Annotated in this window: 19 protein-coding genes; 10 read left to right on the top strand and 9 right to left on the bottom strand. The window is 43.1% G+C overall.

What is annotated here, in order from left to right; translation table 11 throughout:
* Nucleotides 1-24 precede the first annotated feature (24 nt).
* Complete coding sequence (locus DN752_RS10415; protein ID WP_112783885.1) at nucleotides 25-726, bottom strand: lysoplasmalogenase; 702 nt, start codon at nucleotides 724-726, stop codon at nucleotides 25-27.
* 769 nt (nucleotides 727-1,495) lie between these two features.
* Here DN752_RS10415 and DN752_RS10410 point away from each other — a divergent pair.
* From DN752_RS10410 to DN752_RS10385, 6 genes are all read left to right on the top strand, one after another.
* A complete protein-coding gene (locus DN752_RS10410) occupies nucleotides 1,496-4,681 on the top strand; it encodes a TonB-dependent receptor (RefSeq protein WP_162633187.1) in 3,186 nt (1,061 codons plus the stop codon).
* A 605-nt stretch (nucleotides 4,682-5,286) separates the two neighbouring features.
* Nucleotides 5,287-7,746, top strand: coding sequence for a TonB-dependent receptor (locus tag DN752_RS10405; RefSeq protein WP_112783883.1), 2,460 nt, complete (start codon nucleotides 5,287-5,289; stop codon nucleotides 7,744-7,746).
* Nucleotides 7,747-7,779: 33 nt separating this feature from the next.
* The gene (locus DN752_RS10400; RefSeq protein WP_112783882.1) at nucleotides 7,780-9,105 is read left to right on the top strand and encodes a PepSY-associated TM helix domain-containing protein; all 1,326 of its coding nucleotides are present in this window, start codon (nucleotides 7,780-7,782) and stop codon (nucleotides 9,103-9,105) included.
* Nucleotides 9,102-9,419 carry a hypothetical protein gene (locus DN752_RS10395; protein ID WP_112783881.1) on the top strand — a complete coding sequence of 106 codons (318 nt, stop codon included), beginning with the start codon at nucleotides 9,102-9,104 and terminating at the stop codon, nucleotides 9,417-9,419. The genes DN752_RS10400 and DN752_RS10395 overlap by 4 nt, the downstream gene beginning before the upstream one ends.
* A gap of 580 nt (nucleotides 9,420-9,999) precedes the next feature.
* A complete protein-coding gene (locus DN752_RS10390) occupies nucleotides 10,000-10,695 on the top strand; it encodes a DUF4919 domain-containing protein (RefSeq protein ID WP_112783880.1) in 696 nt (231 codons plus the stop codon).
* 12 nt (nucleotides 10,696-10,707) lie between these two features.
* A complete protein-coding gene (locus DN752_RS10385; protein ID WP_112783879.1) occupies nucleotides 10,708-11,214 on the top strand; it encodes a hypothetical protein in 507 nt (168 codons plus the stop codon).
* Between the two features lie 19 nt (nucleotides 11,215-11,233).
* On the opposite strand, the gene DN752_RS10380 is transcribed toward DN752_RS10385, so the two are convergent.
* The 6 genes from DN752_RS10380 to DN752_RS10355 form a co-directional block, all read right to left on the bottom strand.
* Nucleotides 11,234-12,745 carry an ArnT family glycosyltransferase gene (locus DN752_RS10380; protein ID WP_112783878.1) on the bottom strand — a complete coding sequence of 504 codons (1,512 nt, stop codon included), beginning with the start codon at nucleotides 12,743-12,745 and terminating at the stop codon, nucleotides 11,234-11,236.
* Between the two features lie 261 nt (nucleotides 12,746-13,006).
* On the bottom strand, nucleotides 13,007-13,723 hold the full coding sequence (locus DN752_RS10375; protein ID WP_112783877.1) for a phosphatase PAP2 family protein: 717 nt from the start codon (nucleotides 13,721-13,723) through the stop codon (nucleotides 13,007-13,009).
* 137 nt (nucleotides 13,724-13,860) lie between these two features.
* Entirely contained in the window at nucleotides 13,861-14,166 is a 306-nt protein-coding gene (gene hpf / locus DN752_RS10370) for a ribosome hibernation-promoting factor, HPF/YfiA family (RefSeq protein WP_112783876.1), read from the bottom strand.
* A gap of 31 nt (nucleotides 14,167-14,197) precedes the next feature.
* Nucleotides 14,198-15,082 (bottom strand): tyrosine-type recombinase/integrase, encoded by an 885-nt coding sequence (locus tag DN752_RS10365; RefSeq protein WP_112786497.1) that lies wholly within the window; start codon nucleotides 15,080-15,082, stop codon nucleotides 14,198-14,200.
* Between the two features lie 53 nt (nucleotides 15,083-15,135).
* The gene (gene rpsU / locus DN752_RS10360; protein WP_112783875.1) at nucleotides 15,136-15,330 is read right to left on the bottom strand and encodes a 30S ribosomal protein S21; all 195 of its coding nucleotides are present in this window, start codon (nucleotides 15,328-15,330) and stop codon (nucleotides 15,136-15,138) included.
* A gap of 227 nt (nucleotides 15,331-15,557) precedes the next feature.
* The gene (locus tag DN752_RS10355) at nucleotides 15,558-16,697 is read right to left on the bottom strand and encodes an acyl-CoA dehydrogenase family protein (protein WP_112783874.1); all 1,140 of its coding nucleotides are present in this window, start codon (nucleotides 16,695-16,697) and stop codon (nucleotides 15,558-15,560) included.
* Nucleotides 16,698-16,929: 232 nt separating this feature from the next.
* Between DN752_RS10355 and galE the strand changes: the two genes are divergently transcribed.
* The 4 genes from galE to DN752_RS10340 all read left to right on the top strand — a co-directional run bounded on the left by galE (nucleotide 16,930) and on the right by DN752_RS10340 (nucleotide 21,763).
* Complete coding sequence (galE, locus tag DN752_RS10350; protein ID WP_112783873.1) at nucleotides 16,930-17,943, top strand: UDP-glucose 4-epimerase GalE; 1,014 nt, start codon at nucleotides 16,930-16,932, stop codon at nucleotides 17,941-17,943.
* Between the two features lie 865 nt (nucleotides 17,944-18,808).
* Nucleotides 18,809-19,090 carry a hypothetical protein gene (locus tag DN752_RS24460; protein ID WP_162633081.1) on the top strand — a complete coding sequence of 94 codons (282 nt, stop codon included), beginning with the start codon at nucleotides 18,809-18,811 and terminating at the stop codon, nucleotides 19,088-19,090.
* 322 nt (nucleotides 19,091-19,412) lie between these two features.
* Complete coding sequence (locus DN752_RS10345; RefSeq protein ID WP_112783872.1) at nucleotides 19,413-21,101, top strand: PAS domain-containing protein; 1,689 nt, start codon at nucleotides 19,413-19,415, stop codon at nucleotides 21,099-21,101.
* Between the two features lie 218 nt (nucleotides 21,102-21,319).
* Entirely contained in the window at nucleotides 21,320-21,763 is a 444-nt protein-coding gene (locus DN752_RS10340) for a UPF0158 family protein (protein ID WP_112783871.1), read from the top strand.
* Between the two features lie 25 nt (nucleotides 21,764-21,788).
* On the opposite strand, the gene DN752_RS10335 is transcribed toward DN752_RS10340, so the two are convergent.
* Together DN752_RS10335 and DN752_RS10330 are read right to left on the bottom strand one after the other, a co-directional pair.
* Nucleotides 21,789-22,646 carry a universal stress protein gene (locus DN752_RS10335; protein ID WP_112783870.1) on the bottom strand — a complete coding sequence of 286 codons (858 nt, stop codon included), beginning with the start codon at nucleotides 22,644-22,646 and terminating at the stop codon, nucleotides 21,789-21,791.
* Nucleotides 22,643-24,232 (bottom strand): BCCT family transporter, encoded by a 1,590-nt coding sequence (locus tag DN752_RS10330; protein WP_112783869.1) that lies wholly within the window; start codon nucleotides 24,230-24,232, stop codon nucleotides 22,643-22,645. Before DN752_RS10330 ends, DN752_RS10335 begins: the two co-directional genes overlap by 4 nt.
* Nucleotides 24,233-24,242: the final 10 nt, after the last annotated feature.

The raw sequence follows: 24,242 nt of genomic DNA, 5'->3' as shown, positions 1-24,242 counted from the left end.
TCGACTGTAGATCGTGGACCAACTTTACTGCTTTGCCGTAGGGCTGTGCACCAAATGGCTTCTGATGCCCATCACGATGAGCAATTGGGCCAAAATGTACGTTCCCATGATCAGGATATCAGCACTGGCGATGGGGCTAAAGAAAAGATCCAAAGCAAGAATGCTATCAGAAACCATAAAGAGCGATGCCCCTACAAATACCTGAATAAAGCTGAGCATATTGGTGCGCTTGAAACGCTCTCTGGCGATGGATACCATCAAGACCATGGCCAGGATATACAGCACCACAGGTACTTTCATTTGTCCCAAGTGATCATTGACCAGAAAATACAGCAAGGCAGCAAAAATGTAAATGGGCAGGTTATAGAAAAATGTTTTCAGGAAATTGATATTGCGGAGATTGATCTGATGGTTTTGGGTGAGCTTAAAGGCAATGGTATAGCCGATCAAGGCAATCAGAAAAGCCCCGAGACCGTACAGAAACAGGGAAGGAAATAGTAAAAGTACGTCTCCTGCCAACGAAAACAGTAATGCCGCTCCTACACACTTTCTCAGCAAACTGTTTTTGATCACCGCAGTGGTGGTGAGAAAATAGACCGCCAGTGCCAGCATGATCAGTGGCTTGGTAAAGAAACGATAATCCTGATGACCTTCTACGATCATTATCATGTCGCTTACACCTGCGAATAAATAGAGGTATAGCCATGCTATTCCTTTTTGCTTCATGGTTTTTTGGTAGTTTTATTTCTCACAGAACACCCAGAATGAAAGAAGGCTTTTCTGAAATTTCCATGTTTTCTGTGAGAACCTATTTACTATTTCTGTGATTACTGGTGTCATTGCGGATATACATAATATTCCAGAAAAGGAAAGAATGCAAGAGCTAACATCATAAACGTGATTTTGGTGGAGATGGTGTTGGGTGAAAACTTGATTTTTTTATGATCGTCAGAAAATTAGGCAATTTTGACCAAAAACTTGAAAAAAATATTTGATTATACTCTTTCTTGCCAGCAGGATTTATTTCTCACGGAACGCACAGAACACCTAGAATGAAATAAGGCTCTTCTGAGGTTTCCATGTTTTCTGTGAGCACCTATTTAATTTCCCTGTGATTACTGGTGTCATTGCGGATAGTCATAAAAAAATAATTAGTGGCAAAAACTATTTGTGCTTAAAAATTAGCAATCTGAGAAAGTGTTTTGCACAAATTAGATTTTATTTGTAACAAAAGTAAGTGTATGCAAGGCAAGAATGTGAAAAGAATAAATTCTGTATTTTTGATGTGGATATGCGTTAATTTTTCGGAATTACTTTTTTTAGTTCTTATATTTAGAATAAAATTTTAGGCCAGTGCGAATTTAATGTTAAGAAAATCGATTGTAGGAAGGAGAAACTTAACAATAACTAAAATAAAAACCCTGTAAAGTCCTATACATTTGTATTGGAAAACCAATTTAAACAAATCAGTTTTTATCAATCACAAAATCAGATTATGAAGCAACTATTACTAAAGAGTCTATTCGCAATGACACTACTTCTGGCTGGAGTAAGTTCGTTGTATGGCCAAGGGATTACCACTGCCAGTATGAGCGGAGTGGTGGAAGATCCAAATGGAGAAACGTTGCCTGGGGCCAATGTGGTAGCTACCCACACGCCGTCAGGAACCAAATATGGTGCCTCAACCCGTGTAGATGGCAGATTTACCATCCAAGGGATGCGTGTAGGCGGGCCTTACACGGTAGAAATCAGCTATATCGGTTTCGAGAAAGCCGTGGTTGAAAATATTAACCTGCAATTGGGGCAAGCTTATGGACTGGATGTGGTGTTACAGGAAGAGGGGCTTGAAATAGAAGGAGTGGAAGTGCTGGCCACTCGCAGTCCTGTGATCAACGATGAGCGGACGGGAGCTGCCACAAATATCAGCAATGAGCAAATTAACTCTTTGCCTTCTATTTCCCGATCCATTTCGGATTTTACCCGATTGACACCTCAAGCATCTACCGCTGGGTCGGGGACTTCCTTCGCCGGCCAAAACAACCGATACAATCAATTTGCCATAGATGGTACGGTAAACAATGACGTTTTTGGTCTATCTGCATCAGGAACCAATGGTGGCCAGACGGGCGTGCAGCCCATTTCCTTGGATGCGATCGAGCAGGTTCAGGTGGTGATTGCACCTTATGACGTGCGTCAGGGTGGATTTACCGGTGGTGGTATCAATGCCATTACCCGATCAGGTAACAATAACTACGAAGGTTCTGTTTATTACTATAGCAATAATCAAAACTTAGTGGGTAAGAGTCCAGATGAAGAGCGTATCAAGCTAGATAGTTATACCGATTATCAAACCGGCTTTAGACTGGGAGGCCCAGTGGTAAAAGATAAATTGTTCTTCTTCGTCAACGGGGAAGTGACCAATAGAACACAGCCTTTGCTTTATCAGCCAGGTTCTGGCAGCTCCAATATTTCCGTAGACGAAATGGAGCGTGTGGCTTCTGTAGCGGAGAGATTAGGATATGATCCAGGCCCGTATGGAGCGTATAGTAATGTTACTAGCTCAGAGAAAGTATTTGCACGCTTGGACTGGAATATCAACCAAAACAATAAATTGACGCTGCGTCACTCTTATGTGTATGGGGAGAATATTGATGGATCCAGAAGTCCCAACTCCGCAAATTTTTATAACAACGGAGAATTTTTCCCGTCTACGACCAATAGTACCGTACTGGAGTTGACCAGTAATTTCCAAAGTAATATCTCCAACGAATTGCGTATCGGTTATACCTCGGTACGTGATGATAGGGATTATTTAGGAGATCCTTTTCCTGCGATCAATGTAAGGTTAAGTGGCGGTAGAAGCATTAACCTAGGTTCGGAGCCATTTTCTACTGCTAACCAGCTAGATCAGGATGTACTGACCATCACGGATAACCTGACTTTATTTAAAGGAAGACATACCCTGACTTTTGGTACACACAATGAGTTCTACAGCACCTACAATTTATTTATCCGTCAAAACTTCGGAGCTTATTCTTACTTCAGCATTGAGGATTTCGAAACGGTAGGTACCCCCGGAGAAGTGTTGCCAAGAAGCTATGACTATTCTTACTCCAGAACAGATAATCCCCAGCAAGGTGCAGAGTTCAATGCCTTCCAACTGGGTTTCTACGCACAGGATGAGTACCAAGCTACCAGAGACCTGAAGCTTACCGCCGGCCTAAGGTTGGATATCCCAACATTCTCAGAAAAGCCTTCCGTCAACGAACAGTTTAATGAAGAATTTGCTGAATATGGCGTAGCTACTGACCAAATGCCCGGAGCTCAGCTTATGATTTCTCCACGGGTTGGAGTCAACTGGGATGTCAATGGTGAAGGCACCACTCAAGTGCGAGGTGGTATAGGACTGTTTACCGGTCGTGTGCCATTTGTTTGGTTGTCTAATCAATACACCAATACAGGTAATGAATTTGGCCGGGTTAACTTGTCAAGGAATGAAGGAAGCATTGGTAGGTTTGAGGGGAATGAAGATTTTACCTTTGTTCCGGATCCTTATGGCCAGCCGGACGCTGCCGATTTGGGGCAGGATCTTACCTCATCAGAAATTAATGTAACAGATAAAGATTTCAAGTTTCCCCAAATATTCAGGGTAAATGGTGCAGTTGATCACCAGTTCCCAGGTGGATTGATTGCTACTTTTGAAGCCATTTATTCCAAAAACCTAAAAAATATTGATTACAGAAATCTGAATAAGCAAGAGGCAGGTACATTACAAGGAGGCCCGGATGATCGGGTGATTTTCGATTCTGAATATATGAATGGAGGGTTTAATGATGTTCTGTTGCTGACCAATACCAATAAAGGTTATGCCTATAATTTAACCGCTCAATTGCAGAAGAACTTTGAAGGCGGTTTGTCCATGAGTGCTGCCTATACCTATGGGGAGTCTAAGGATGTTAATGGTGGTACTTCCAGTCAGGCGTATTCTAACTGGAGATATGTGGAAACTGTCAATGGCGGTAACAATACCGAGCTGGGCTTTTCGGACAATAATATCCGGTCCAGGGTAGTAGCCTCCGTAAACTATAAGATCAATTATAAAAATGGTTCTTCTACTAGCATCGGGCTTTTCTACAATGGTCAGTCAGGTGTGCCGCTTTCATATGTGTATGATGGTGATATCAATAACGATGATACAAATGGAAATGACTTGATCTACGTACCGGCCAGTGCTGATGAAATCAATTTTGTAGGATCAGCGTCAGAGCAAGCTTCTCAGTGGAATAGGCTGAATGCCTTTATCGAAGGTAACGAGTACCTTAGCTCCAGAAGAGGACAGTATGTAGAGCGAAATGGTGATAAACTACCTTGGACCAACCAAGTGGATTTGCGCTTTATGCATGAATTCAAACTGGCCACTGTCGGTGAGACCAATCACAGATTACAACTTTCCTTTGATGTGTTTAACCTCGGTAACCTGATCAGCAAAGAGTGGGGCAGACAATATAGCGTAAGCAATAACTCCTTCTCCTTGATCAATTTTGAGGGTTATGAAGATGGAGGTTATGTGCCTACTTACAGCTATGATGGCTCCGGACTAAGTGAAGGCAATCCTTACTTTGTAAGTGACTTCCTTAGCAGATGGAGAGGACAGATTGGCATCAGGTATATCTTTGATTAATCGCGTTCATCTTAATGATTTTGTAGAGGCATCCGTTACGGCGGATGCCTTTTTTTTTGCTTCCGTAGTCATCTTATTAGTTGGCTAAAAACCTCAGTTCGATTTAAATTCGAATTCCAAGACATCGAAAAAAGTAGCTAACTTATTAGTAGTGGACAACCACATTAGACACATAGGGCACAATAGGAAAAATGTAGTAATCAATTAGCCGGAGACAAACTTAGCTCTTCGAGGTTTGTAATCTCGAACCGAGATAATGGGGGTAAATCCTCCTAGGCCATTTATAAATAAGCAAAAGCCAATAAGAATATAGTTTTCAGCAACTTACAGACCTTATCCTGACAGCTATGGTCTGCCGCCAAGTAGAGAAGCATGACGAAGCAATGTCGTTGTCAATGGAAAGATTGCTTCACTCCCCTATCGTTGCGTTCGCTATGGCGCTAGCGACCCTATTTCACTGCTTTTTGGATCGAGCTCGGGTTAAAACACGAATCCTTCATCGATTAGAATTAATCTAAATTAATTGCTGGCATAGTAGTCCGTTTTCGAAATAAGTAATACTTTTGTTTTTCAATCAATAATAAGTCTAAATAAAAACTAGTGATATGAAAAACAGTTTACTTTTTCTGTTTCTCCTAAGCTTAAGCACCCTAGCTACTGCCCAAACGGGGAAACTAAAAGGCACCGTCACAGACCAAAACGGTGAGCGTGCGCAATATGTCAATGTGCTCATCGAAGGAACGGGTAAGGGGATCCTTACGGATAGAAAAGGAGCGTACGTTTTGGAGAATGTTCCTACAGGTGAACATACCGTAAAATTCAGCTCATTTACGTATTCCCCCGTGTCGAGACAAGTCGTCATCAAGGAAGGCCAGACAGTAACCTTGGATATTTCAGTAGAAGAAGACGAGCTTCAGCTGCAGACAGTGGAGATCATTGGCCGAGCGGAGAGCAGTTATAAAAACACCAACTCGTTCATTGGGACGAAGTCCTCTACACCTCTCAGGGATGTGCCGCAGTCCATTGGCTATGTGACCAAAGAACTCGCGCTGGACCAAGGAGCGTATACCGTAAATGACGTGGTCAAAAATGTCAGTGGCGTCAATCAATTTACTTTTTATAATGACATCACGATCCGTGGGCACCGGATCAAGGGTCAGGATATTTCCGGTAATTTGGTGAATGGCATGCGTGCGTTTACCAGCTTCTGGAAGCAGCAATTGATTCCCCACATCGAGCGGGTGGAGGTGATCAAAGGACCTGCGTCTGCACTTTTTGGCAATGCTTCAGCAGGTGGCACGATCAATAGGGTGACCAAAAAACCACTAAAAGAGAAACGCCAATCCATCAGTTCCACTGTAGGAAGCTTTAACACTTTCCGTATGCTAGGCGACTTCACTGGGCCAATGACCGAGGATGAAAGCCTTCTCTATCGCTTAAACCTTGGCTATGAGAATTCAGGAAGTTTTCGAGATCTCCAATATGCCAAGAACTTGGTAGTAGCACCATCATTTTCCTTTTTGCCATCAGAAAACACCATGGTGAATTTTGATGTGGTCTATCAGAAATCCGATGGAATGCTGGATCGAGGCCAAGCGGTATTTGGCAACGGTGACCTCTTCTCTGTGCCCATCAGCAAGTCTATCAATGCGGTCAACGACTACCTCAAGGAAGAAAGCCTCAATATCACCATTTCCCTTACCCATCAAATTACCGATGGTTTGAGCTTTAATTCTGTCTTCATGCGCTCAGACTACAGTGAAGACCTTCAGGAGCACCGTGGCAATAATAAGTTTGCAAACAATGGTGACGGAAGTCTCGACATAGAGAAGGTAGAAATGCGGATGGGCATTCGCCAACGAAGCTGGAGCAATAATAATTTCAGCAACTATTTTAACTATGATTTCAGCACCGGTGATGTGGACCATAAACTGCTAGTAGGGTATGATTACTTCCAGCAGACGCTGCATCCAGGCGGCTCACAGCTTCAAGCCAGAGGCTACCTTACCGCAGACCGAACAGGATCCATCAATTCCTATAATGCTGACAATAAGGATCTTTATGCGTTAGATGCAGAAGGTAATCCGATACCTGTAGTTCCTCATTTTGACCTGACCGATCCTTATGGTAACCAGCTTCAGGACATTAGTAAATATATTTACACGACCAACAGTTTTCCTCAATCCAGTCTCCACTCCCATGGCGTTTATATACAGGAGCAAATGAAAATAGGGAAGCTTAAGGTGCTCCTTGGCCTGAGACAGGATTACTATACGGATGTGCTGAACTATGAAACTACAGATGAAGAAAACGTAAGACAAAATGCGCTTATTCCTAGGGTGGGTTTGGTATATTCGCTAAGTCCAAGGGTCAATCTTTACGGTACTTTTGTGCAAGGGTACCAGCCCCAAACGGCCACCGTCATCAACAGTCCAGAAGCTGGTGGGCCTTTTGATCCGCTGACGAGTGAGCTCAAAGAAATTGGTGCAAAAAGTGATTGGTTTGACGGAAGGCTTAGTGCTACAGTGGCCCTGTACTATCTTACCGAAAAAGGAGCACTCTACAATGCCAATGAGCCTGGTAATCCAGACCTGTTGGTGCAGACTGGAAAAGACTTGTCCAAAGGAGTGGAAATTGACCTGGCAGGTAAGATCACGGACAACTGGAGTGTAGTGGTCAATTACGCCTACAATGAAGCCACTGTGGAAGAAAGTGATGATGAAAATCTCGTTGGCCGCCAAAAGCCAAATGCTCCAAAGCATGCTGGGAACCTATGGACAAAATACATCATTGGCGAAGGTAGCCTTAAAGGCCTAGGCTTTGGTCTGGGGGGCAACTTCGTGACGGAGCGATTTGGCTCATTAGGATCTACCGAGGAGCCTCCGGTGTTTCCAGGGTACGAGCTGGTAAATGCTGCTGTTTATTACAAGATCGACAAATTCCAGATCCAGATGAATATTAATAATATCTTTGATAAGACCCATTGGGTAGGTGGATACGATTATATCAGGGCATTCCCGGGAGCTCCACGAAATGTCATGACCACCGTTTCTTATACGTTTTAATACATAGGTAAGACAGCCTCTTTATTTCGCTGTATGGATAATAAGTTACTTTGGAAGATTCACAATTGGGTAGGCCTGTATGTAGGAGTGGTGATCGCCTTTCTCAGCATTACGGGAGCAGCTGCGCTCTTTAGGCCAGAGGTGGACCGACTGCTGAATCCCCACTTGACCAAGGTAACACCTCAGTCAGCTCAGGTTTCACTCACCACAGCGGTGGAGGAAGTCCTCGCTAGCCATCCTGACCATGAGCTGTTTGAGATCGAACTTCCCAAGGCTTACCTTGACACGTGGAATATTCGCCTGAGACCAAGAGACCCAGACCCCATGCAACCGACGTTTTGGGAGGTCTTTGTCAATCCGTATACGGGCGAAGTGCTGGGAGAGCGGAATTATTTTAAAAGTTTCAGCTATTTCCTTAGGAATGTACACGTGCGGCTTTATGAGGCCCAATACGGGAGACAGTTGGTGGGATTAGCAGGGATTGCACTGGTCATATCTACCATTACGGGGCTGCTCATCTACGGAAAATTTACCAAGAAGCAATCCTTTGGGAAGATCAGGAGAAAAAACCTTCGAATTACTCAGGCTGATCTACATAAATTTATCGGTATTGGAGCTTTGGCCTTTAATCTGGTGATTGCCATTACTGGAGCTTGGCTGGGGCTGCAGGTGTATCTGATGCAAGCTATTGACATGGATCAGCCCAATGGGTTTGTACGTAGTGAGAAGCCATTTACTCCTGAAGAAGATACCAACTATGCACTGGATTATGAGGCCGTATTAGCAACTACAATGCGGGAATTTCCGGCACTGAAGGTTTGGAATATCCGGCCGACCACTAACGGCGAAGGCATAATACAGGTTCTTGGAAACGTCCAAGGTCAAGCCTATGAAAGAAGATCCAACAAGCTTTTTTTGGATAAAAGGGACTTTAATGTCCAGCGTAAATACAATATAAGTGAGCAGGGTTTTGGGGAAAAGCTCTATTATGTCCAAGAATCATTTCACTTTGGGGATTTTGGAGGATTACCGTTAAAGCTGCTTTATTGCATATTGGCATTGAGCTCTGCCTTTCTTTCCCTAAGTGGGTTTATAATTTATCTGGAAAGAACCAAGAAAAAACGGTCTCGGAAGCCCGACTACGTACCACTGAAACCTCTGCTGATACGCTGGGGAGGAGGAATGGCTGCGTTTATCGTTGTTGTGGCTATTCTGAGTACCAATTTTGGAATTGCGGTTCCTTCCTTATTGGTAAGTACAGGAGTTTATGGGTTTTTCCTATATTTAGTGGTCAGGGCATTGTGGAAGTGTTTGAAGCCCCATCGTAAATTCTCTAATACATCTGACTCTGTGGTATGAAAAAGGAGGTTGATCGATTATACCAACACGCTATTATCCCAGTGCTATTGGGACTGGCTTCCATTACGCTGGTGGTGGCACTTTATTTTTGCTCCGAGTGGCTGGTAAGTTCTGGGATTCCCCATGATGCCTCGTTTTATGCGTATGGGGATGAGGTTTCCAGCCAAGCATATCGGGCAAAAGTGGGGCAGTTGATGGCGTTGTTTTTTTTGGCCGCAGCGATTTGTATAGCGGCAGTGATTGTTCAGCGCCGACTCATGGGTTTGGTGGCCATAGTACTGGGTGTATGTAGTATACTTTACATTGTCCTTTAGCCCATCTACACGCTCCTCCTGAGGTGGATTGGTAGTCGGGTTTCTAATGCATAAACTGAGTTGAATTAGGGTTTTAGTTTGGGTGAGGAAAATGATTTTGGACATATTCCCCAAGGCCTTGCTTCGGGTAAATTGATTACGGAATTTTCCCTGTTGTGTCCTATGTGCCCTATGTGCCTGTCAAATAAGTTAGCTGCTTTATGATATTTCTTCAAAGTCTTAGAATTCGGGTTTAATAAAGATGCATCGATAGACAAAGACCTTTTTGTAGGGAAGTTGCTTGATAGAAATCACCCAAGGAAATCGCTATTAAAGTATTAGTAAAGAGATGTCAGCCTGAGTGGAGTCGAAGGCTAGACGTTGGGCCTCGACTCCGCTCGGTCTGACTCTTTTTGCCTGAATTAAATAACTTCATTGGGTTAAAAGCAATTTCCCTGAGAAATCACCTGCTTAAAATTCATTATTAACGATTTCATAAGCGAAATATATTGACTTTGTGCTGATTGATTAGTTTATTGAATTCTCAAGTAATAGGGGTTAGTATTCAAGGGCTTAATTACAAAAATCAAATGAGGTTGGTATGAAAAAGTTAACGATTTTTTGCCTTGCTTTCCTCTGCTCACAGGTTGCTAATGCCCAGTATTGGGAATTCGAAAAGCCAAACTACGAAACCATAGAAGTTGCGGTCAAGGACAGCAGTTCGCCAATGTACTATCCACGGTTATTGGGTAGATTTGAAGATGGTGACACCACCCTTACCATTGCCGAAACACGCCATCTTTATTACGGTTTTGTGTTTCATCCTTCTTATTCTTTGGATAGTGGTTTTGCCAAAATGGACAGTCTAGAGCTCATTCTTCAAAAACAGGATCATGATAAGAGTGACCTGAGAAATATCATTGCTTATGGAAATGAAGTCCTCCGGCAAGATCCATTTGAGCTCAATGTTATGAATTACCAGCTCTATGCCTTGGAAATCCTTCAGGACTCGGCACGGTACGCAAAAGTACTCTTCAAAATAGAAATGGTTTGTGAGACATTGATGAGTTCTGGAGATGGATCTTCAAGTGAGAATGCTTTCTATGTTATCCACCCCAATCACATTACCGTGTTGCTACACGCATTAGGGCTCCGGTCAGGTGAAGAGCGTCGGTCCATTGGGCACTATGATTATTTGGAGTTAGCGGCAAATGACATTGGGCTCGAAGGTTTGTATTTTGACCTTGGTCCATATAGAAATTTCCTCAGCGATTCATTACGAAACAATAACCTTTAAAAAACTGCCCCCATGAAGACCCAGCCACAAACCTCAAAAGCTTATTTTAAGAACCTGACGATGCTTCATGGGGTGCTTTTGGTGGCTCAGATTGCTTTTTTTACTGCTGCATTCTTTTTTACGGACAGAAGCACCGTAAGCAATGAGGAGTTGAATTCCCTGTTTACTTATCTTGCTCCGGTTTTGGTCTTTGCGGGAATTGCTGGAAGTAATCTCCTGTTCAGGAAGCAGCTGGCCAAGCTCATGGGAACTGCTGAACTAAAAGCCAAGCTTGGCGGCTACCTGAGCAGCTTGGTGATCAAGTATGCCCTATTGGAAATGCCCGCGATGCTGTCCATTGTGGCATATTTTATCACTGCCAATTACCTGTTTTTAGGAACGGCTGTAGTGGTTCTGATCGTTTTTATCCTTGATCGTCCTTCCATGGGCAAGGCGGTCGCTGACCTTCAGCTCAGTGTCGCAGAGCGACAGAAAGTCGAAAACCCTAATGAGGAGGTGGCGGAGGTGAATGTTCGATAAAGTCGATATTTGCACAGGTCTAATAACTATCCGTTTTTACTTCATCAATGTGTCGTAGGTTTTTATAGATTTCGATGCTAAAAACCCGGACGGTGTCACCTCTGTGGATTCCATAATGGGTTTCTTTCAGGATTCGTTCATCAAAACCATCTATCACCTCCGGTCGATCGGCTGTATTCCACTGTACGAAAATGCCGTCATAGCCTTTGTTTTCAAATTGTCCAATACCCGGCCACAGGTCAAACTGGTTTTTTCTTCTTCCTAGGTTGATGGTGTAGGTCTGAGGGTTTCCGGAGACATAAAAGGCCATTTCTGAAGCCAAATGGTAGCTATCACTGAAGATAAAATGCTTCTGTAGCTGAAGGGAGTCCACTAGTTCATCCACTCGTTGGCCCATTTCACGATAGCCTGCCAAGCGAGCCAGTGGATCCTTGTCGGGACGAAGGACTTTCCTGAATCCAATGGCATCCAATGGTTCCGGTTTCATGATCAGTACCAGTAGAATGCCGGAAATCGCAGTGGCATATACTGCGTACTTTCTCCAATTTTGGCTTACGACGGTCAGTGCATAAGCCATGGCCAAGGGCAAAGTGACATAGGCAAATGCCGGCCAGTTGACCTCCACTCTTTTGGTGATAGAAATCAGGAAGAACAGTATCCATACCAAGGTGGCAGGAAGAAGGTTAAAAAGCATCTTTTTTTCTTTGTACTTTATAAGCCTACGAAAGGCCATGATCAAGAACGGAATAAAAAATGCCGAAATAATGGCCAATTGTCCCCCGACATATTCGGAAATATATTTGAGGGATTCGCCAAAATCAAAAGGCTTACTTTCCCCTTCTACTCCCCCCAACGTGCCTACATGCCGGAAGGTGACAAAGTCATGCTGAAAGTTCCAAATTAGAATAGGGAGAAAAGAAAGAGAAAATACCAGACAATAAATATAGAAGCCTTTTTGCTTGAGCTGTTTGGGATCGACTAGGAGCAGGTAGACAAATATCAGTGGGATTGCCAGTACCATGGTGTTTTTGGAGAGCATGCCCATGGCGCTGGCCAGTCCTGCATACACCCAATGGCTATTTTTCTGTGAGGTAGTGGCCCGATAGAGCCAATAAAAACTCAATGCCCAGAAAAACAATAAGGAGGAGTCGGTGGTATGGAAAAATGAAGCCAAATGAAAATAAGGCATCACCACAAGCATTAATGCTGCCCCAAAACCAATTCGTGGATCACGGTACATGCGTTGGCCAAGCTCAAAAATCACCCAAGCTGTGCCCGCAGAAAACAATACTGCACTGAGCCGTACGGCCACATCTGTATTGCCAAGGATACCCGTAACGATAAAATTGTACACGGCGATCATTAGTGGCTTGGAGTAATAGTTCCAGTCGAGATTTTGAGACCATAACCAATATTGCGTTTCCTCAGAGAAAAGGCTTAGGGGGGTGGTGGCCGTGAAGAGGATTTTAAAAAATGAAACAATTGCCAAAATGATGAGCAAATATATTCTGAGCTGTTTGGAGTCTTTCATTTGGTGATCGGTTTGTCGGTCTAAGCCAAAAAAAGGCAGCGGGACCCATTAAGATTACAAATCTGCCAAAAACCTGCTAAAAAAATAGTATTTATCTTTAAAATTTGGCGCTATGGATTTTTGCTGAGATTACTGGGCGTGTTGGCGTTGTTGACATTTCATGATGGTAAGCAATATATGCTTTGCCATTTTTCTGCCCCATGGGCCTAATGTGCCAGTCAAATAAGTTAGCTGCTTTTTTTCGGGCTCATGGAGTCTGGGTCAAAAAGGCCATTTCCATGGTTTTATTTTGATTCGGACAGGCTGATAGCCGGGTTTGAGATCTGCAAGGGGTACTTTTTTCTTGCGTAAGAGGCCTCTTTTGTAAGTTTTGCCACGGAAGTAATGGCGGACAATGGCTCTAGAGGTCATAGCAGAACCTACACCCAAGACAGAGCCCGCCAATACATCTGCGATAAAATGCTGCATAAGATATACCCTGCTAAAGGCTATCAATACCGCAATAAGCAAAAAAGTGAATTGTAGCCGGTGTCTCTTAGGGTATAGCATCGCCAACATGGCAGTCACCGCAAATGCTGTGGCCGTATGGCCAGAGGGGAAAGCATGCCAATGGTGCATCTGTACCCCTGCCACTTGGACCAGGTCAATCTCCTTGAAGTATTCTGCTGGCCTTGGGGAGTGTACGAAGACGAGCCTCTTTAAGATCACACTAAGTAGCATGTGGATGGCGGCATTAAAAACACATAAAAGTGCGTGAGCATAGCGATACATCAATAGTACCGGAAATATCACTAAGAACACTAAGCCATCGCCAATATGGGTGATAAAAGAAAAAAATAAATCGGCTAACAAAAAGTGATGCCGATTAATAAAAAGTTCGTAATCCCCTTTGGGCACATTTAATAAAACAATCCCGCCAATAATAAAAGTCAAAAAATAAAAGAACAGGTAAACTTCTGGTATTGATTTCTTTTTCATTGCTTTATGTTACTGTTCCAAAGGTAAAAGCTTCTCATAACAAATGCGTTAAGTGAACATGATGGCTACGTTAAAAAAACAAAACCCGCTCACTTGAGCGGGTTTGTCATTGCATTATTTGGAATTGGGTTATATTGTCATTGTCGTGCGAGTACTAACTTCTCTTTGAATTTTTTGATTTGTCTCCGGAGACCTTCGATGGCCTCATCAGCAGCTCCTTCAAAACTATCCGTTTGATGTTTTGCAAACAGTTGCTTGCTTGGTACATTCAATTTGATTTCAACTATCTTGTTCTTATTGTTCTCATTTTTGTCGAGCCTCATAAATACCTCACCATCTATAATGTGATCATAAAACGTATCCAGTTTGTCAGCTTTTTTCTGGATAAAATCAATCAGCTTTTGATCAGCGTCGAAATGGATTGAATGCATTTGTAATTTCATAGTATTAACATTTTAAAAGTTAAACTTTTATTTAAGCTTTAGGATGTGCTTGGTCAAACACAGCCTTAAGTTTCTCCATCGAATTGTGTGTGTATACCTGTGTGGCAGCGAGATTGGCATGACCCAACAGATCTTTTACCGCATTGAGGTCAGCTCCTTTGTTGAGCAAGTGCGTCGCAAAAGTGTGTCTCAGAAGGTGAGGGCTACGCTTGGACGTCTGCGCAAAAAGGTCTAAATATTTCCTCACTATCCGGTAAATTTTCATAGGGTATGCTTGCTTTCTACTTATTGTAACGATAAAATAATCACTCTCGTTTACATTTGAAAATGTTTCTTCAAATACTTTTTTATATGAAATAATATTCTTTGATAAGGTGTTTGTTAGCGGTATTATTCGTTGTTTCTTCCTCTTTCCGGATACTTTGACGGTTTGGTCGTGTAGGTTGATGTCTTGCCAGGTCAAACCAATCAATTCGGACAGACGGACGCCAGTCAAATACAAAAATTCCATTACCATCTTGTCCCGCTGTCCTTCGAAGTCCGGTTCGTATTCGATGTCGTTCAGCAATTGGTCCATGGTGGACTCTTGGACAAATTCGGGGAGCTTTTTCGGGGTTTTTAATGCCCGTAGCTTATAGGTGGGGTCCTTGGTGATTTCGCCTGATCGGAGCAGAAACTTATAGAATGAGCGTAATGTGGCCATTTTTCTGTTGACAGTGGTGGCGGAGAGGCCTTGCTCCACCAAGTCTACGATCCAAGCCCGTATTTCGGCATGCCCGACAAGGGCGATGTCTTCGGTGCTGAAGGACAGGTTTAAAAATTCCTTGAATTGTTCAAGGTCCTTCTCGTAGGCTAGCACGGTATGGGCGCTGGCCCGTTTTTCATGTTCGAGATAGTTTATAAAAGAAAAGAGCATATCGGCGTAATTATACACCAATATGCTCAATTATTTTTAGGAAGGAAAATAAATTACTTACCTTCTTCGTCTCTCAGATGTTGCTTATAAGCAGCTTTGATCACTTCAGTTCTTCTCTTCACAGAAGGCTTCTCAAAATGCTGACGAGATCTCAGTTCACGGATTGCTCCGGTTCTGTCAAATTTCTTCTTAAAACGCTTCAGCGCTTTTTCGATAGATTCGTTCTCTTTTACGTTTACTACGATCATATATAACACCTCCTTTCGGCTGCAAATGTAGAAAGATGTTTTGGCAAAACCTACCTTCTCCTAAACTTTATCAAACTAAGCCTACACTGTCCAGCAGCCTGACTTTTGGGAAAACGGCATTTAGAGAATTGATGAATAGAAGTGCTTTTCGATGTGGTGTCTATGCCTTGGGGACGGTAGGGACTTTTTGTTGTTGCCGATCTTTGAGGATGCTGATGGCTGTGTGGTTATTTTAATATTTCCCTTGAGATCACCAGTTTCTGTATTTCCGAGGTGCCTTCCCCTATGGTGCATAGTTTGGCGTCACGGTAATATTTTTCTACAGGATAATCTTTGGTAAATCCATATCCTCCAAAGATCTGCACCGCTTCATTGGATAGCTCTACGGCTATTTCCGATGCATAGTATTTAGCTTTTGCACTGGCTAAAGTGACGCGTTCACCTCGGTTTTTTAAGTCTGCGGCTTTGAATGTAAGTAACTTGGCGGCCTCTAGCTTAGTGGCCATGTCAGCTAATTTGAAAGAAATGCCCTGATAGGAGCTAATGGGTTTGTTGAACTGGTGTCTCTCCTTGGAGTAGTTGATGGATGCCTCTAATGCGCCTTCGGCAATGCCCAGTGAAAGAGCGGCAATAGAGATTCTTCCCCCATCCAGGACTTTCATGGATTGGACAAATCCCCCTCCTACCTTGCCTAGAACTTGGCTTTTGTGGACCCGGCAATCTTCAAAAATCAGTTCCGTCGTCTCTGAACTCCTCATGCCCAGCTTGTCCTCCTTACGGCCACCCCGAAAACCCTCCATGCCTTTTTCCAGAATAAATGCCGTCATGCCGTGCTTGTCCCCTACATCCCCTGTTCTGGCGATTACCACTGCTATATCTCCTGATACCCCGTGGGTGATGAAGTTTTTGGCGCCGTTCAGGATAAAGTGATCCCCTTCTTCTACAGCGGTTGTTTTCATATTGGCTGCATCAGACCCCGTATTGGGCTCGGTAAGGCCCCAGGCACCCAAGTGTTCACAAGTGGCTAATTTGGGCAGGTATTTTTGTTTTTGCTCCTCACTGCCAAATAGCAGAATGTGTCCTGAGCATAGGGAATTGTGGGCGGCCATGGATAGTCCGATGCCCGGATCGAGCTTGGACAGCTCCAGAATTGCTGTCACGTACTCAAAATAGCCAAAACCACTGCCTCCATATTGTGAAGGAATCAGTACTCCCATTAGCCCTAATTCTCCAAGTTGCTTGAAAAGTGGCAGGGGAAAGATTTGCTCATCATCCCATTTTTTTCGGTGTGGAGTAATCTCCTTTGCGCCAAAATCCCTGATCATTTGAGCGATCATGGATTGGTTCTCATTCATTTCAAAATTCATCATGTAGTTACTTTTGTTATTTGGGTTGTATTCTTCACATTGGCGAAGCCGAAAAAATCAACATTGGTAGTATCCGGCTGTCTTTACCTTTTGTAAGATATTAACTTCCTGTGTAAAATTTAGTTTTTACCCATTAAAAAGGGCCAAAAATTTCATGCCTGAATGGATTAATTTATATTTGTCTTCACATCACTTGATATGCTATTAACCCTAGTAAAATAACTATAATTTCATGCAGCAAATCTTAATTACAGGTGGAGCGGGGTACATCGGTTCGCACACCGCAGTAGCGCTCGTTAACGCCGGTTATGAACCTATTATCGTTGACAATTTTTCAAACTCCAACCAAGATGTGCTTGCTGGACTTGAAAAAATCTTAGGAAAAAAAGTTAAGCACTATGAAGGGGACTGCAATGACCGTGAGTTTATGCATGGTGTCTTCAAGGAAAACAGTCTTAAAGGGGTCATTCACTTTGCAGCTTCCAAGGCAGTAGGAGAAAGCACCCAAATTCCACTGACCTATTACAGCAATAACATCAATTCATTGATTGTCCTGTTGGAGACCATGAAGACATTTGGTGTCAAGGACATTGTTTTTTCTTCTTCCTGTACCGTGTACGGTCAGCCTGACGAGCTTCCTGTCAAGGAGTCCACTCCCAGAAAAGACGCTGAGAGCCCATACGGAAATACCAAGAAGATATGCGAGGACATTTTAACGGATCATGTAAAAAGTGGGGCTGCAGCCAGAGTAGTGGCGCTTCGCTACTTTAATCCTATTGGAGCCCATCCTTCTTCGCTTATCGGCGAGCTGCCTTTGGGGGTCCCTGCTAATTTGGTGCCTTTTGTCACTCAGACAGGGGCCGGCATCCGTGAAAAAATCACCGTCTTTGGAGATGATTATGACACTCCTGACGGAACTTGTATCAGGGATTATATCCATGTGATGGATCTGGCTGATGCCCATGTGAAATCTATTCAATACTTGGAAAACCAGCAGGATACCTTTTTCGACTTGTTCAATGTGGGCACAGGAAACGGTAACTCGGTCATGGAAGTGGTCAAGGTGTTTGAAAAAGTAAGTGGAAAAACACTGAATTATGAAATAGGCCCAAGAAGATCGGGAGACATAGAAAAAGTGTGGGCAAATACCGATAAGGTTTCCAAAGTCCTTGGTTGGACACCGCAGTTTGGATTGGAGGAAGCATTGAGGGATGCCTGGAACTGGCAGGTCAGCTTAGAGAAATAGTCGTTATACTCCAAAAAACTAATATACAAGATGGTACAGGACGGTATTATCAGAAAATTCTATTAGTTTTAGGCTATAATTATAATTTTAATTAGGGGTTTATTAATCAAAAAACCATCCGTTTTATAGCGGATGGTTTTTTTGTCATACCCAATGTGGAATCAAGCTGAAAAGTAGGGGGAGCACTAATAAAACACTGCTGGCGCAGATGAGTATGATTTGCGCTGATTTTTTTCTTAAACCCGGAATATGCATTAGCCTATCTATTGCGGTATGAACCTACTTCAAAATCAGTCGCTTCGCTGCTGTTTTCGATTTCACCATAGCGGTGCTATGCCTCAATCTCCAAACAGCCTGATTTTCTTGTAGTTTCAAACCTCATCACGATTCCTAATGCATAAACCGGGTTCAATGCCGTTTAGTTAGTGTGTATCTGGAAAATATGGGTTCTATATTTTTTCCTTGGGCAGTTATTTTTCTAGCTAAATTCCTAGGTGTTTTTCATCCCTTTACCTTTGTTACTTTTTTGCTTCAGGTCAAAAAAGTAACCAAAAAACCCCGCCGCTGTGCATCTATTGGCCTAAAATTAAAACCTTCCCTCATGCAGGCAAACTCCTCCTTTTCTAGCAGCCAACATTCTTTTTGGCTAGTATTTCGTCAAACAAGCCTGCCTTTTTGCCCACCCGCTTTTTAATTTCTTAACGCCCAATACCTGCAAGGCGGATCCGATTAATAAGTTTCTTATGGATAAATTATCATCATTATTCCATGTAGTGGTATATTTTCTTAAGTAACCAAGTTGAGCGAGAACTATAAGTCCTCCTGAGCCAAAAAAGGTATCGCTTCCTTAATTACGGCCCTTGGTATGCCTGTTTTCCAGCCGATGGTGGAGGCCGTTAAGAAAGTGAGTTGGCTCGCGTCGTGGAACAGCGAGACCCACTCACTTTTAGGTCGTAGCCATCGGGTGGAAATTAAAATGGGTGACGGATCTCGGTCGCAGGGTAAATCCATGTTCCATTTTAAAAGGCATACCACCGGCCTAGATTTTTTTCTTTCTTTTTTCATCAATGGAAAAAAGGAAAAGGATAAAATCCACCAAGATGATCAGGTTTCCCCAGCCAAAGTCAATCAAAAAAAAGACTTTTAGGTATATGAAAAGGAGGAAATGCCCTTAACTAAACGGCATTTAAACCGGGTTTAAGGAAGGGTGTCGAAAATTCCCCGGATATACAGCTTGACACCTAATCTGCTGGTAAAACAAGCATATAATACGTACTGTGATTAGGTTATAGGTTTATTCATCTATTTTACTGAAATATTTCTTGATTTTTTGAACGTTTGTGAGGAATAATTGTGTATGTAATACGCAAAAAAGTATATTTAAGGTATGATTGTGCGTTTGATTTGTTGTAGGGGATTTGCCCGGCAAGATTAACGACACACTTAACTACTCACTTGCCCTACTTTGTATGTTTGAAGATATAAACCTGTTTTATATTGCCATTTCACTGATCCCCGCATTGTTCAATGTGGCGATCTTTGGTTATATATTTTGGATCTATCCCAGTAATAGAGAAACCAATATTTTTCTGCTGTTTGTAGTGTCATTGGTTGTGTGGCAACTACAGGATACTTTGATGCGGCTTAATATCGATTATGATATGGCATGTCACATCTCTCGCTCGTTGGATTTCGGATGGATGTTTATTGGAGCGGTAATCCTGCATTTTGTGAGCTATTATACTGATCAACCTTTTATCAAGAGCCGTTTTTTTCTCATTGCTATCTATGGCATCTCGGCAGTGTTGTATGTGGTTTATTTGGCTAATTTGGACGAAGTGATCCTTAGTTATGACGAAAACTGGGGGTACATTACTGGAGTACGTCCGGGGTCTTATGATTTACACAGCCGTGGTTGGGTGGCTTTACTGGCGATGATGGGCTTGGCAGTGCTGCTCTATTCTGCTTTTGACAAACGTCATTCTCCGATCATGAAGAGGCAGATATTAGTATTGTTTTTGGGGGCTGTATTGCCAGTGATACAGGGAGTGGTGACGCAATTTTACTTTTCTTCACAGGGACTAACGGATATTCCTGTGACTTCCACTACACTGACCAGTTTTTCGGTGGCTGCGGTGATTGCATTGAGAAAATACAAGCTGTTTGATGTCTCCTCGTACATTGCGGCAGGGAAGATCGTGAAGCAAATCGAGAATGGTATGATGGTGCTTTCTCCTGAAAATAAGATCATCTATCTTAACCCGAGCGCATGTGAGCTCTTTGATGTGGACAAGCATAAAGGAGATTTTGGTAGTTTGCCTGTTTTTTTTGACTCTGAAGCCAAGTACCAAAATTTCCTGAAGAATGTAAATAGCCAACTCGCTAATAAAGACAGGGAAAGTGGTAGTGCCCAATTGATGGCCAAAGACGGAAAGCAATTGCAGGTGTTGTTTAGGGCGAGTACATTTTATTATAGTAGGGGGAAGCGTGGCACCTTGATTATTTTTAATGATATTACGGCGCTCCAACAGGCCAATCATGTGATAAAAATGATAGATATGCGGTATGATTTTGTGGCAAAAGCCTCGGATGAAGCTGTTTGGGAATGGTCTTTTGAAAGCAAAAGTATCTATTGGAATGAAAATTATGAAGGGTTGTTTGGGTATAAGTTGGCCAGTGGAACCAGTTCAATAGAGCATTGGGTAGACCGTATCCATTCAGATGACCGGGAGCGTGTGCTGAAAGGAATGGAGCAACATGTCCTGTCCAAAAAGAAGAGCCGGTGGGAAGTGGAATACAGGTACCAAAAAAATGATGGAAGTTATGCCCATGTTTTTGACAAAGGCTTTGTGATCTATAATGAAAAGGGCGTAGCCACAAGAATGGTAGGTACCATGCAGGACCTGACTAAAATCAAGTCCTATATCGAGAAAATAGAGCGTCAAAACCAAGAGCTGAGCGCGATCACATGGATGCAGTCCCATGAGTTTAGGGCGCCGTTGTCACGGTTGATGGGCTTGGTGGAATGTGTCAAAGGATTTGGGGTGGATGAAGAGGTGGACGCCAAGTTTTTGGAAGAAATAGAGGCTTCATGTGTTGAGTTGGACCAGATTGTCCACAAGATCGTGGACCGCGTGGGCAAGGTAAGCACTGGGTAAATTAAGCGAGAAAAAGAAATCTTTTTTTAAAGTAAAAAAAGCAGCTAAAATATTCTTTTTTGTGCCTTCAGGGCTGTTGTCAGGCGATTTTCTCCAAACTTTGTTGTGAATGTTAGGAGCGAGGGTCAAAATTAATCCTAAATGAAGCTGATCCTAATTTGATTTTTATGCACCATTAATTATTTTTCTAACAAATTTAGTTTCACATACATAAACCAATGCTTAAACTAACAGAAAAAGAGATTGACACGATTGCCAATTATTTATTGAAAGGCAAGGTTTGCTATTATCAGGAAGATAAAAAAATCATTCACCATCTCCCTGATGAAGAAGAGAATTTTAATGAGAATTTGACCACTGAGGAAGAGGACTTGTTGGATGAGGTTGATGCGGACCCAATGAATTACGCGGAGTTCATTAAAATGGAGCCTGCTCAGGAGTCATTGATTATGGAGCAATTTACCGAACGGTTTGTGGATAATAGATCCTTTCAGGAGGACTTATATGATGCACTGACCAAGAGCAAGGCCATGGAAAGGTTTACTTTCCTGATTGAAGAGTCCAATAATTACAAGCAGAAATGGTTGGATTATCGCGTCCAAAAATACAAGGACTGGGTGATGGAGCAAGTAGATAGCTATAATACCCTTGAAGAAGATTAAGAAAAGCCCCGATTAAGGGGCTTTTTTATTTGACTATCCATACAGGGAGATTTTTGTCATAGGCGATCAGTTGTTCTGCTACACTGCCGATCAGAAGGTCTCCTTCATCTTTTTTTCCTTTGTTTCCCACAAGGATCAGGTTTGCTGAAGTAAGCACGGCATTATTATAAATTAGCCGGCTGATGTGTTGTTCATTGTCCTTGATAATGGTCAGGGGACTGGACAGTCCATACTGTTTTTGTAGTTTTTTATAGGATTTTAAGGCTTCTTTCTCCAGCTCCTCACTGATCTTATTGTAATTTTTGATGTAGGGAAAATATTGAATCCCAACCTTAATGACATGAATTGGGTGAAGTTTGCCATGGACTTTTTTGGATAAATTGGTCCCTAGCTGAAGAAGTTTTTCAGAATACGAACTAAAGTCCAATGCCAAGGAGATGTTGTCAAAAGAGGGGACAGCGATCTCTGGAAGGAATAAGGTGTCACATGACGTCAATCGGGCCACCCTGCCGCTAAGGATACCGGCGCCGAAGTGGCTGCTTTTTTTGCCCATTAGCAGCAGGTCGAATTTTTGGCTGTCAATATAATTTGCAAAATCCTCTACATTGCCACCACTGTGTACATGAATGTTGATATTTGGGTTGCTGTCAAATACACTGTCTACCTTTTCCTGGATTTCAGATTCGAGCACTTGAATGATGCTTTTTCCCAAGTTTGGCAGGAGCGACTGGATGTTATCCGAAAACTCCTCCAGTTCGATAAGGTGGAGGACAGTCAGGCTATTGAACTCAAAGGCATCATCCAGCTTTTTGATGTAGTTCAATAGTAAGCTGTCCATATCGGTCAGGTCGACACATAGTGCTATGTTTTTTAAGTTTTTCATTTTGGCGTGTCTTTAGGGAGGTTCTTTTTGATGATTTCGGTGAGGTTCTTCTCGTAATTTTTCCTGTTGATATCCTGTTTGAGGGCTTCTTTTCGAGCGTGTTCTTTCTGTAATCCCCTAAAGAGGCTATAGCACATAATAAGAAGAACGATCAAAAACGGCAGCCCCGTAGTAATAGTGGCCGTCTGGAGCGCTGTCAGCCCGCCGCCGATCAGCAAAACGGCTGCCACAGCCCCTTCTGTAAGTGCCCAAAAGATGCGCTGTCCTACCGGAGCATCTAGTTTTCCTCCCGCCGTGATGCTATCGATCACTAATGAACCGGAATCAGAAGAAGTGACAAAGAAGCTCATGACCAATAACACTCCGATGCCAGAACCAAGTGTGCTGAACGGAAATTCATGTAGAAATACAAATAAGGCGGTGGATTCATCCTTGATGATGGCACTGGCAAAGTCGTGTGTTTCATTTTGCATGTCCATAAAGATGGCACTTCCTCCCATGGCGGTAAGCCAGAAGAACGTCAATAAGGCAGGCACCAAAAGTACGCCTAAAATAAACTCCCTGATGGTCCTTCCTTTGGAGATACGGGCGATAAACATGCCCACAAAAGGGGACCAGGAAACCCACCAAGCCCAGTAAAATATGGTCCAGGTTCCTTGCCATTCATTGTCACGATAGGCTTCCGTCCAAGTGGATACAGCGATAAATTGGTTTAGGTAATTTCCAAGATTCTGGACAAAACCTCTCATAATATACACGGTGGGCCCGGCTATGAGTACGAAAATCAACAGGGCGGCGGCAATTCGGACGTTCCACTCACTAAGGAAGCGCACACCTTTGTCCAAGCCTGAAAATACCGAGGCCGTAGCCATGAGTGTGATACCACAGATCAGCAAGACCTGAACGGTCACTGAAATATCTATTCCGAAGAGATAATTTAGACCACCATTAATCTGTCTCACCCCAAAGCCCAAGGAAGTGGCCAAGCCAAATAAAGTCGCCAGTACCGCCATGACATCGATGACATCTCCGATCCACCCGTGGATGCGATCACCCAAAATGGGGTAAAAGATCGAGCGGATGGTCAATGGAAGTTTTCTGTTAAAGGTAAAGAAGGCCAGTGAAAGGGCCACGACCGCATAGATGGCCCAAGCGTGAAATCCCCAGTGCAGAAAAGTAAGGTTCATGCCCCGTTGGGCTGAGGCAATGCTAAAGGGCTCCCCATAAGGAGGCTTGGCGTAATGGGAAACTGGCTCTGCCACCCCCCAAAACAATAAGCCAATACCCATCCCGGCACTGAAGAGCATAGCGAACCAAGCGGAGGTGGAAAACTCCGTTTCTGCATCTTTGCCGCCAAGTCGTATGTTGCCGTATTTACTAAAGGCCAGGTAGAAGCAGAACACAATGAAAATATTGATGGCGATGATAAATAGCCACCCCGTTTTGTCCGTGATAAAAAACTTCACCGCATCAAATGCTTTTTCCATTGGCTCTCCTACGACCAATGTCACGGTAATGAAGACAATGATCAGTATAGAGGCGGGCCAAAAAACAGGCGCGTGTACATCAAAATATTTTTTTAGCATAGAAAAGGTG

The sequence above is a fragment of the Echinicola strongylocentroti genome (genome assembly GCF_003260975.1).
Taxonomy (GTDB): Bacteria; Bacteroidota; Bacteroidia; order Cytophagales; family Cyclobacteriaceae; genus Echinicola; species Echinicola strongylocentroti.
This window is presented reverse-complemented; position numbering and strand designations above follow the sequence as displayed.

What these genes read in the sequence shown, in the direction of transcription:
- DN752_RS10345 (WP_112783872.1), top strand. Translation starts at nt 19,413, where the DNA reads ATGTTTGAAGATATAAACCTGTTTTATATTGCCATTTCACTGATCCCC.
- DN752_RS10415 (WP_112783885.1), bottom strand. Translation starts at nt 726, where the DNA reads ATGAAGCAAAAAGGAATAGCATGGCTATACCTCTATTTATTCGCAGGT.
- DN752_RS10405 (WP_112783883.1), top strand. Translation starts at nt 5,287, where the DNA reads ATGAAAAACAGTTTACTTTTTCTGTTTCTCCTAAGCTTAAGCACCCTA.
- hpf (WP_112783876.1), bottom strand. Translation starts at nt 14,166, where the DNA reads ATGAAATTACAAATGCATTCAATCCATTTCGACGCTGATCAAAAGCTG.
- DN752_RS10380 (WP_112783878.1), bottom strand. Translation starts at nt 12,745, where the DNA reads ATGAAAGACTCCAAACAGCTCAGAATATATTTGCTCATCATTTTGGCA.
- DN752_RS10340 (WP_112783871.1), top strand. Translation starts at nt 21,320, where the DNA reads ATGCTTAAACTAACAGAAAAAGAGATTGACACGATTGCCAATTATTTA.
- DN752_RS10365 (WP_112786497.1), bottom strand. Translation starts at nt 15,082, where the DNA reads ATGCTCTTTTCTTTTATAAACTATCTCGAACATGAAAAACGGGCCAGC.
- DN752_RS10410 (WP_162633187.1), top strand. Translation starts at nt 1,496, where the DNA reads ATGAAGCAACTATTACTAAAGAGTCTATTCGCAATGACACTACTTCTG.
- rpsU (WP_112783875.1), bottom strand. Translation starts at nt 15,330, where the DNA reads ATGATCGTAGTAAACGTAAAAGAGAACGAATCTATCGAAAAAGCGCTG.
- DN752_RS10395 (WP_112783881.1), top strand. Translation starts at nt 9,102, where the DNA reads ATGAAAAAGGAGGTTGATCGATTATACCAACACGCTATTATCCCAGTG.
- galE (WP_112783873.1), top strand. Translation starts at nt 16,930, where the DNA reads ATGCAGCAAATCTTAATTACAGGTGGAGCGGGGTACATCGGTTCGCAC.
- DN752_RS24460 (WP_162633081.1), top strand. Translation starts at nt 18,809, where the DNA reads ATGCCTGTTTTCCAGCCGATGGTGGAGGCCGTTAAGAAAGTGAGTTGG.
- DN752_RS10385 (WP_112783879.1), top strand. Translation starts at nt 10,708, where the DNA reads ATGAAGACCCAGCCACAAACCTCAAAAGCTTATTTTAAGAACCTGACG.
- DN752_RS10335 (WP_112783870.1), bottom strand. Translation starts at nt 22,646, where the DNA reads ATGAAAAACTTAAAAAACATAGCACTATGTGTCGACCTGACCGATATG.
- DN752_RS10400 (WP_112783882.1), top strand. Translation starts at nt 7,780, where the DNA reads ATGGATAATAAGTTACTTTGGAAGATTCACAATTGGGTAGGCCTGTAT.
- DN752_RS10330 (WP_112783869.1), bottom strand. Translation starts at nt 24,232, where the DNA reads ATGCTAAAAAAATATTTTGATGTACACGCGCCTGTTTTTTGGCCCGCC.
- DN752_RS10375 (WP_112783877.1), bottom strand. Translation starts at nt 13,723, where the DNA reads ATGAAAAAGAAATCAATACCAGAAGTTTACCTGTTCTTTTATTTTTTG.
- DN752_RS10390 (WP_112783880.1), top strand. Translation starts at nt 10,000, where the DNA reads ATGAAAAAGTTAACGATTTTTTGCCTTGCTTTCCTCTGCTCACAGGTT.
- DN752_RS10355 (WP_112783874.1), bottom strand. Translation starts at nt 16,697, where the DNA reads ATGAATTTTGAAATGAATGAGAACCAATCCATGATCGCTCAAATGATC.